Source organism: Myxococcus faecalis, assembly GCF_050039385.1.
GTDB classification, from domain to species: domain Bacteria; phylum Myxococcota; class Myxococcia; order Myxococcales; family Myxococcaceae; genus Myxococcus; species Myxococcus fulvus.
Map to the genome: position 1 here is coordinate 9,316,467 of NZ_CP144336.1, position 9,264 is coordinate 9,325,730.

At 70.4% G+C, this 9,264-nt stretch carries 8 protein-coding genes and 1 riboswitch; of the genes, 2 read left to right on the plus strand and 6 right to left on the minus strand.

The features are described from left to right. Positions 1–16 precede the first annotated feature (16 nt). From VZQ01_RS37385 to VZQ01_RS37395, 3 genes are all read right to left on the minus strand, one after another. Positions 17–517 carry an OsmC family protein gene (locus VZQ01_RS37385; protein WP_426746049.1) on the minus strand — a complete coding sequence of 167 codons (501 nt, stop codon included), beginning with the start codon at positions 515–517 and terminating at the stop codon, positions 17–19. A gap of 119 nt (positions 518–636) precedes the next feature. Further along, positions 637–2,043, minus strand: a complete 1,407-nt coding sequence (locus VZQ01_RS37390; protein WP_426746050.1) for an SLC13 family permease — start codon at positions 2,041–2,043, stop codon at positions 637–639. Positions 2,044–2,193: 150 nt separating this feature from the next. Next, positions 2,194–2,625, minus strand: a complete 432-nt coding sequence (locus VZQ01_RS37395; protein WP_074954787.1) for a CBS domain-containing protein — start codon at positions 2,623–2,625, stop codon at positions 2,194–2,196. A 221-nt stretch (positions 2,626–2,846) separates the two neighbouring features. Continuing rightward, positions 2,847–2,957, plus strand: a riboswitch (TPP riboswitch). Between the two features lie 47 nt (positions 2,958–3,004). Between VZQ01_RS37395 and thiC the strand changes: the two genes are divergently transcribed. Together thiC and VZQ01_RS37405 are read left to right on the plus strand one after the other, a co-directional pair. After that, positions 3,005–4,879: a phosphomethylpyrimidine synthase ThiC gene (gene thiC / locus VZQ01_RS37400; RefSeq protein WP_223747618.1), complete on the plus strand. Its 1,875-nt coding sequence runs from the start codon at positions 3,005–3,007 to the stop codon at positions 4,877–4,879. A 139-nt stretch (positions 4,880–5,018) separates the two neighbouring features. Beyond that, a complete protein-coding gene (locus VZQ01_RS37405) occupies positions 5,019–5,408 on the plus strand; it encodes a DUF4870 domain-containing protein (protein WP_223747619.1) in 390 nt (129 codons plus the stop codon). A 96-nt stretch (positions 5,409–5,504) separates the two neighbouring features. On the opposite strand, the gene moaA is transcribed toward VZQ01_RS37405, so the two are convergent. From moaA to thiO, 3 genes are all read right to left on the minus strand, one after another. Continuing rightward, a complete protein-coding gene (gene moaA / locus VZQ01_RS37410) occupies positions 5,505–6,512 on the minus strand; it encodes a GTP 3',8-cyclase MoaA (protein WP_223747738.1) in 1,008 nt (335 codons plus the stop codon). A 67-nt stretch (positions 6,513–6,579) separates the two neighbouring features. Beyond that, a complete protein-coding gene (locus VZQ01_RS37415) occupies positions 6,580–7,821 on the minus strand; it encodes an HD-GYP domain-containing protein (RefSeq protein ID WP_223747620.1) in 1,242 nt (413 codons plus the stop codon). A 168-nt stretch (positions 7,822–7,989) separates the two neighbouring features. Then, complete coding sequence (thiO, locus tag VZQ01_RS37420; protein ID WP_426746051.1) at positions 7,990–9,108, minus strand: glycine oxidase ThiO; 1,119 nt, start codon at positions 9,106–9,108, stop codon at positions 7,990–7,992. Positions 9,109–9,264 lie beyond the last annotated feature (156 nt).

Genomic DNA, 9,264 nt, shown 5'->3' on the forward strand with positions numbered 1-9,264 from the left:
GGGCGGGGGCTCGGGGTCAGGGGAGTGCGAGACTCGTGGGTTCGCGAACGATGGGGCGGGCGGCGCGGGCGTGCCACGTCTCCACCACGGGCTCGATGCGCGGGGATATCTGGATGACGGAGCTGGGGAAGCAGTGCGCGGGCAGCTCCGCGAAGATGCGGCGTACCACCTCCGCCTCCGCATCGGTGGCCACGGCCACGTGGGGGCGGACGATGAGGTCGGTGAGGTGCGGCGCCTGGCCGGGGCTCGCCACCAGCCGGGCCACCGCGCAGCTCTGGTAGAAGAGGATGGACACCTCCGCTTCGCGCGCGCGCTCCAGGAAGGCCAGCAGCGTGCGGCCCTCGACAGCGCCCACCAGCAGCGTCTCCGGGGCCCAGCGGCCGGCCTCCGGCGCGCCTGGCTCCACCAGGGGCAGGCCGATGGGAACGGGGGGCGCACGGTCGCTCGTCAGGACGGCACCGTGGTCGCCTTGCCAGTAGAGGCGCGTTTCGTACTCTGTGACGGTAACGGACGTCATGGGCGCTCCTCCCGCAGAGCCTTGTGCCGGCATTGCCCCTTCAACCCGTGTGCCGGGACAGTGCTTCATGATGGACCCAGGCTTCGTCCTGGAGTCCTGGAGGTGCGGGCGAGGGTAGCTCATGGCAGCCCGAAGATTCGCAGGACCCAGGGGCCTGTCGCGCTGACCAGCAGACAGCCGGCCACCATGAGGGGAAGTCCCAACCGCAACAGCTCCGAGGTCTCCAGTCCTTCTCCCGCGGCCATGGCGTTGGGAGGGGTGCTGATGGCGAAGGGGATGCCGAAGGCGCACCCCATGGCGACGAGGATGGGCGTGGACGCGGAGGGCTCCACGCTGAGCGCCAGCGGCATGAGGAGCGCGGCGGTGCCGGTGTTGCTCATGAGCGCGGACAGCGCCGCGGCGACGACGACGAGCGCGCCGAGTCGGGCCGACGGGGGCCAGGTTGCAAGGCTCGCGCCGTCGAGCGCGTGGGCCACCAGCCCCGAGTGCTCCAGCAGCTTCCCCAGCCCCAGCCCTCCGGCGATGAGCAGCAGGGTGGACCAGTCGAGCTTCTTGAGGTCCTCGCGCTCGAGCAGGCCCGTGCCGAAGAGCAGCGCGGTGGCTCCCAGGGCGACCACGGGAGCGGGCACGCCGTGCACGGGCTCCGACAGCCAGGCCACCACGCACGCGGCGCTGACCCAGAGGACCTTCCGGCCTCGGCCATCCAGCGGACGTGTCACCTGTGCGGGCAAGGACAGGGTGCCGCCCAGGCGGAAGCGCAGCAGCACCAGTCCGAAGCCCAGCACGAGCATCAGCGCCGTGAGGGGCAGGGCGAACGCCATCCAGCCCGCGAAGGTGACGTGCGCGTAGGCGCTCGCGGCGGACACCGCGAGGGCGTTGGGGCCGCTGCCCACGGGCGTGGCCATGCCGCCCAGGTTCGCGCCCAGCGCCACGCCCGCGAGCAGGGCGGGCCGCAGGGACGTGCCGGGAGGCGAGGTGTGGAGGACGGGACGGAGCGCGGCGAGCATCATCGCCGCCGCGGCGACGTTGGACATCCACATGGAGAGGAAGGCCACGCCGCCCATGACGAACAGGAGGAGCAGCCGGGGGCGTCCGCGCGACAGGCGCACCACGTGGCCCGCCACGGCGGAGTCGAGGCCGTGACGCATCGCCGCGACCTCGAGCGTGAAGCCGCCCAGGAAGAGGATGAGCACGGGGTCCGCGCACCAGGTGAGCACGGACGAGAGCGCGTAGTCCTTCCCCAGCGGGCCGAGCACCACCGGCGTCGCCCCGAGGAGCAGGAGGGTGGGGACGAACGGCGGGACCAGCTCGGTGAGCCACAGCACGAGGCAGACGCCGGCCACCAGCACCGTGCGCGACGCGACCTCGCCCTGCACCCCGAACGCGGACAGCCACGCCACCGCACCCAGCCCCACCAGTGCCAGCGCGGGCCGCACCCAGCGGCGCACGGGGGGCGGGGGCGCCGCGTCGGGCGCTGGGGAGGTGAGGGCCTCGGCGTCACGTATCGAGGCGAGGGGAGCGTTCATGGTGGGAGTCGGTTGCGCGGTGGAGCGAGGGCCCGCGTCGGGGGCGCGTTCGTGGCCGAGGCTCCATCGATGCGAGGGAGCTTCGTCCGACCCGGCAGGCGCCCCGCGAGGGAGCGGCCGACGTGGGACCGCGGCCCCACGTCGAAGAACTCAGGCGTTGAACTCGCGCGCCAGCTCGCGGCGGTCCTTGTCCTCGATGAGGTGTTGCGCGTAGCGCACCAGGTCCGCCTCGGTGATGAGGCCCAGCAGCGTGCCGTCGCTGCTCACCACCGGCAGGCAGCCGAACTTGTTGCGCAGCATCATCACCACCGCGTCGCGCAGGGAGGCCTCGGGCGCGACCGTCGTCACCTCGCGCGTCATGATGTCCGCGGCCCACAGCGGCTGCGCGGCCGGATCATTCGCGCTCGTGGCCGCCGCCCGCAGCAGGTCGCGGTGGGTGATGAGCCCCACGAGCTTCCCCTGGCGCACCACGGGCAGATGCCGGATGCGGTGCAGCCGCAGCAGCTCTTCCGCCTTGCCCAGGTTCTGTGTTTCCTTGAGCGTGACCACCTCGCGTGTCATCAGCTCTCCGACGATCTGCATGTGTGGCGCTCTCCGGGTGAGTGTGGATGCCTCCAGGAGGCATTGCAGGACGGGGGCCAGCCCCGGTTCCCTCGGGCAACGGTGATTGCGGCCTGTGGCGCGCGCAAGGTTTGCGCGTCGAGGGGTCGTCCCGCATTCCTTGCGCCTGACTGTTCGCCGGTCGGCGCCTGGCTCCGCCCCAGGCCGGGTTGAACCCCGTCCCCATGTGCGCTAGATGCTCACCCAGTCGCTAGGGGTGCCCCTTGGAAGGGGCTGAGACGGCCGCGCGGCGCGGCCAACCCTTGGAACCTGAACCGGGTCATACCGGCGGAGGGAAGCGGCCCGAAGCTTCCTTCCGGAGGCTTCGTCTGCCTTCCCGCCCGTCCTCGAGGAGAGAGAGATGAGCGGAGCATCCAAGAGCCTGAAGGTCGATGGGAAGCTGTTGGAGGGCATCAGTCGAGGCCCCCTCCCTGCCTCCCGCAAGGTGTACGTGAGCGGGGCGCTGCACCCGGACGTGCGCGTCCCCCTGCGCGAGATCTCGCAGACCCCCACGCGGCATGGCCACGGGCCGGACGCGCGGCAGACGCCCAACCCCCCGGTGCACGTCTATGACTCCAGCGGCCCGTACACGGACCCGGAGGCGGACATCGACCTGCGCCGGGGCCTGGCGGCGACGCGCGAGGCGTGGATCCACGCGCGAGGCGACACGCGCGAGCTGGAGGGAATCACCTCCCAATACGGCCTCCAGCGCGAAGCGGACCCTCGGCTCGCGGGGCTGCGCTTCGGCCACCGCCGCAAGCCGCGCGTGGCGCGAGCGGGCAGCAACGTCACCCAGCTGCACTACGCCCGGCGCGGCGTCATCACCCCGGAGATGGAGTACGTGGCGCTGCGGGAGAACCTGCGCGTGGAGGCGTCGCTCGCCGCGCAGCACCCCGGACACTCGTGGGGCGCGGCCATCCCGCGCGTCATCACCCCGGAGTTCGTCCGCGACGAGGTGGCCCGGGGCCGCGCCATCATCCCCGCGAACATCAACCACCCGGAGCTGGAGCCGATGATCATCGGCCGCAACTTCCTGGTGAAGATCAACGCGAACATCGGCAACTCCGCCGTCACCTCCTCCATCGAGGAGGAGGTGGAGAAGATGGTCTGGTCCATCCGCTGGGGCGCGGACACCGTGATGGACCTGTCCACCGGGCGCAACATCCACGAGACGCGCGAGTGGATCCTCCGCAACGCGCCGGTGCCCATCGGCACGGTGCCCATCTACCAGGCGCTGGAGAAGGTGGGCGGCAAGGCGGAGGACCTCACCTGGGACATCTACCGCGACACGCTCATCGAGCAGGCCGAGCAGGGCGTGGACTACTTCACCATCCACGCCGGCGTGCTGCTGCGCTACGTGCCCCTCACCGCCAGGCGCCTGACGGGCATCGTCAGCCGAGGCGGCTCCATCCTCGCCAAGTGGTGCCTCGCGCACCACCAGGAGAACTTCCTCTACACGCACTTCGAGGAGATCTGCGAGATCATGAAGGCGTACGACGTCAGCTTCAGCCTGGGGGACGGGCTGCGGCCGGGCTCCATCGCCGACGCGAACGACGCGGCGCAGTTCGGCGAGCTGGAGACCCTGGGCGAGCTGACGAAGATCGCCTGGAAGCACGACGTGCAGACGATGATCGAAGGCCCGGGCCACGTGCCCATGCACCTCATCCAGGAGAACATGACGAAGCAGCTCGCCGTGTGCGGCGAGGCGCCGTTCTACACGCTGGGGCCGCTGACGACGGACATCGCGCCCGGGTACGACCACTTCACCAGCGGCATCGGCGCGGCGATGATTGGTTGGTTCGGCACCGCGATGCTCTGCTACGTGACGCCCAAGGAGCACCTGGGGCTGCCGGACCGTGACGACGTGAAGGAGGGCGTCATCACGTACAAGATCGCCGCCCACGCCGCCGACCTGGCCAAGGGGCACCCGGGCGCCCAGGCGCGCGACAACGCCATGTCCAAGGCCCGCTTCGAGTTCCGCTGGGAGGACCAGTTCAACCTCGCGCTGGACCCCGAGCGCGCCCGCGCCTTCCACGACGAGACGCTGCCCGCGGAGGGCGCCAAGGTCGCCCACTTCTGCTCCATGTGCGGACCCCAGTTCTGCTCCATGAAAATCACCCAGGACGTTCGCGACTACGCCGCGAAGACCGGAGTCTCCGAGGAGGCGGCGCTGGGGGCGGGGATGGAGGCGAAGGGGGAGGAATTCAAGAAGGCGGGAAGCGAGTTGTATCGCTGAGCAAGAAACCCGGAATCGAGGGCGTCAAACGACGCTGTGCCTCACCTGTCCGAGACGTGACAATCAGAGTGTGTGCATGCCATGGTAGGTGGGCATGGGCGCGGCGTCCGCGCCCTCGATGATCGGGAGGGGAGACTTCATGGAGACTCCGCCGCGGGAACAAGTGGGTTCGTACATCACCGGCACGCCGATGCCGACCCAGGACGAGAAGACGATGGCGCTGATTGCCCATATGGGCACCATCCTGGGCAACTTCGTGGGACTGGGCTTCGCCGTTCCGCTGGTGCTGATGCTGACGAAGGGCAAGGAGTCGTCCTTCATCCGCGAGCACGCGGTGGAGTCGCTGAACTTCCAGATCACCATCTTCATCGCGGCGGTGGTGGCCTCGATCACGCTGTGCGTGGGCATCGGCTTCGTGCTGCTGCCCATCGTCGGCGTGGTGGCGCTGGTGTTCTCCATCATCGCCGGCCTCAAGGCGAACGAGGGTCAGCTGTACAGGTACCCGTTCGCCATCCGGTTGGTGAAGTAGTCCAGCGCGGGGCTCCCCATGGGAGCTCCGGTTGCACCGGGCGGGTCATGCGCGAGTCGCGCGGGCCCGCCCGTCGTGTTCCTGGGGTGCGCGGCCTCAGCCGCCGATGCCCATCATCGACAGCAGGGTGGCGCCGTTGCCGGGCTCGGTGAAGCGGTGGCCCTCCGGCTTGTCGCCCAGCGCCGCGCGGATGGCGCGCGCCAGCTCCACGTCGGTGGCGCCTCCGCGGATGAGCTGGTGCAGCGGCGCCTGCGCGCGTCCTCCCAGGCAGCTCCTCAAGTCCCCATTGGACGCCACGCGCACGCGGTTGCAGCCGCCGCAGAAGTTCTGCGTGAGCGGTGAGATGAACCCCACGCGGCCCCCCGGCGCGCGCCAGTACCGCGCGGGACCGGAGGTGATGGAGTCCGCGGCCGCGCCCGTCTCCTCGGGCTCCGGTGACAGCTCGAGCCCCTCGCCGCGCAGCCGCTCGATGAGCTCCGCGGTGGGCACGGGCTTGCCCTGCCCGAAGGGCATCAGCTCGATGAAGCGCGGCGTGATTCCCCGCGCGTGCGCGTACTCCACCAGCGCACGCGCCTCGTCGTCGTTCACCCCGCGCATCACCACGACGTTGAGCTTGAGCGAGCCGTAGCCGACCTGGGCCGCGCGGTCGATGCCGCGCAGCACCGCGTCGAAGTCGCCCTGCTTGGAGATGCGCCGGAACGTCTCCGCGGACAGCGTGTCCAGGCTGAGGTTGAGCTGGTCCACGCCCGCCTCGCGCAGCGGCGCGGCCAGTGACTCCAGATGGCTGGCGTTGGTGGTGATGGCCAGGTGCTGGATGCCGGGGATGCCGGAGATGCGCCGGGCGACCTCCAGGATGTCCGGGCGGATGAGCGGCTCGCCGCCGGTGAGCCGCACGCGACGGATGCCCAGGGCCGCGAAGAGGGCGGCGATGCGCCCCAGCTCCTGCGCGTCGAGCAGGTCCTTCTTCCCGCCCCACGACGCGGGAGAGCAGTACGTGCAGCGGAAGTTGCAGCGGTCCGTGATGCTCAGCCGCAGGTACGTCATGCGGCGCCCCTGCGCGTCCAGCAGGGGCGCAGCGAGTGGATCCGTCTGGAGGGCGGGCATCGTCACGGGCGGCCTGACCTCTTAACAGCCGGCTGGCGGCTGTTCATCTCATTCCCCGACGACGGGCTCAGCCTTCACTGCCTGTCGCCGAGCGGATGACGCTGACCTTCGGCTCGGTGGGCTCGCTCGTCCCCGAGCGCGGGGCGGCGGGGACGTTCTCCAGCTCGTCGTCCAGGTCCGTCAGGCGGGCGAGCTCCGCCTCGGCCTCGTTCGCCTCCTGCTCCGCCACGGGGAGCTGGAGCTTCTTCTTCTTCATCTCCTCCTTGATGTGGATGAGCCCTTCCTCGCCGATGTCGAGGAACGCGCGCACCACCTCCGGGTCGAACTGCGTGTTCGCGCAGCGGCGGATCTCCTGGATGGCGTTCGCGAACGTCGTGCCCTTGCGGTACGGCCGGTCGCTCGTCATCGCGTCCAGCGTGTCCGCCACGGCGAAGATGCGCGCGCCGATGTGGATCTCCTGCCGCGACAGGTTGCGCGGATAGCCCGCGCCATCCCAGCGCTCCTGGTGCGACAGCACGATGGCGGACGGCGTGGACAGGAACGGGATGGCCTGGATCATCTGGAAGCCGATCTCCGGATGCTTGCGCATCTCCAGCCACTCGTCCGGCGTCAGCTTGCCCGGCTTGAGCAGCACCGCGTCCGGCACGCCAATCTTGCCGATGTCGTGCAGGAGCGCGCCGCGGCCGATCTCCTCCAGCTCCTTGCCCTGGATGCCCATGCGCCCGGCGATGGCGGACGTGTAGCTGACCACGCGCTGCGAGTGGTCGCTCGTCTCGTGCTCGCGCGCGTCCAGCGCGGCGACCAGGGCCAGCAGCGTGTTCTGGTAGGTGTTGGCGATATTGTGCAGCGCGCTGCGAAGCTCCGCGGTGCGATCTCGCACCTTGCGCTCCAGCTTCTTCTGGTAGCGCTTCCTCGCCATCTCGATGCGGCGCTTGGCGAGCGCCCGCTCGATGGCCCGGATGAGGTCCGTCAGCTTCGGTGGCTTGAGCAGGTAGTCCACCGCGCCACGGCGCAGACAGTCCACCGCGGACTCCGTGTCCCCATAGCCGGTGAGCATGATGACGGACGTGTCCGGCAGTCGCTCCCGCAGGTTCTCCAGGAGCCAGAGGCCGTCCTTGCCCGGCATCTTCATGTCGCTGATGACGAGCGGGGTGTCCTCTTCGCCCGCCACGTCCAGCGCCATCTCGGCGCCGCTCGCGACGACGCAGTTGTAGCCCTCTTCACGCAAGAGGACCGAGATGACGTCTCGCACGGAGTCGTCATCGTCGACGATGAGGATTCGGGGTGGTGCAGGGGGGATGGCTTCCACGGCGGGAGATTCTAGAGGTTTCCGGGTTTCAATGGCGAATGAGTCAGGGAAATTACCACCTTCCTCCACTTGCAGGTTGACAGTCCAGTGCGGCGGTCCAGAAGGCGACCCTGGCAGGCAGAGCGGGCAGGCGGGCGGAGCCCATCGGGCAGGTGGGATGCAAGGCGTTCAGGCGCGGGCCCGGGTGCCTCCCCGGTCATGGCGGAAGGGGGCGAGGTCCAGGGTGGTGCGCTCCCCGAGGACGGCCTGGGCGACGAGCCTGGCGGTGATGGGGGCCAGGAGGATGCCGTTGCGGAAGTGGCCGGTGGCGAGGAAGAGGCCGGGCGTGGGCCCCTCGCCCAGGTAGGGCCGCTTGTCCTCCGTCCAGGGACGGAAGCCGGCCCACGTCTCCGTGATGGGCGCCGAGCCCAGCTCCGGGCACAGCTCCAGGGCCATGTCGAGGATGCGCGCCAGTCCCGCCGCGGTCACCTGCTTGTCGAAGCCCACCAGCTCCATGGTGCTGCCGGCGATGACGCGGCCGTCCGCGCGCGGCACGACGTAGCCCTTCTCCGAGGTGAGGACGCGCTGCAGCAACGGCAGGCGCGTCTGGAGCTGGATCATCTGCCCGCGCGCGGGCCGCACCGACTTCGCCTCCACGCCCGCGCCCTGGACCAGGGAGGACCAGGAGCCCGCGGCGAGGACGATGGCGTCCGCGCGCAGCACCTCGCCATCCAGGTCCACGCCCACCGCGCGGCCGTCCTCGTGGACGATGCCGCGCACGTAGCCGCTGCGGAACTCGGCGCCCACGCGCGCGGCGGCCATCGTCAGCGCGCGCACCAGCAGCCGGTTGTCCACCTGGTGGTCATCCGGGAAGTGCGCGGCGGCCACGGCCCTGGCGGACAGCTTCGGCTCGAGCGCCCGGGCCTGCTCTCCGTCGAGCAGCTCCGCGCGCAGGCCCATGCCGCGCTGCCACAGGACGGTGGCCTCCAGGTGATGCACGGCGGTGTCGGCGAAGGCGACCTTGAGGATGCCGCAGGGCCGGTAGGCGATGTCCACGCCGGACAGCTCGCGCAGCTCCTCGGCGAAGGCGGGGTAGAGGCCGCGGCTGCGCAGGCACAGGTCGAGGAAGGGGCCCGGACCGTCCGACTCCATCTGGGGGGCGAGCATGCCCGCGGCGGCGCTGCTGGCCTCCGCGCCGGGGATGGAGCGCTCCAGGACGGTGACGCGCGCGCCCGCCTGCCGCAGCCGCAGCGCGATGCCGCAGCCCATGATGCCCCCGCCCACGATGATGACGTCCGAGACTCGCATGGCCTTGCTTCCTGCTCGCCCCGTCGAGGGTTTGCAAGCGGCATGACGCAGGTCGAGTTGACGGCGGGGCACCTTTGCCATTACTGATGGAGCCGTGCGTCTTTCTTCCGTGCATCCCCATCATGCGCATCATCGGCTCGGCCCCGACGGGACCGT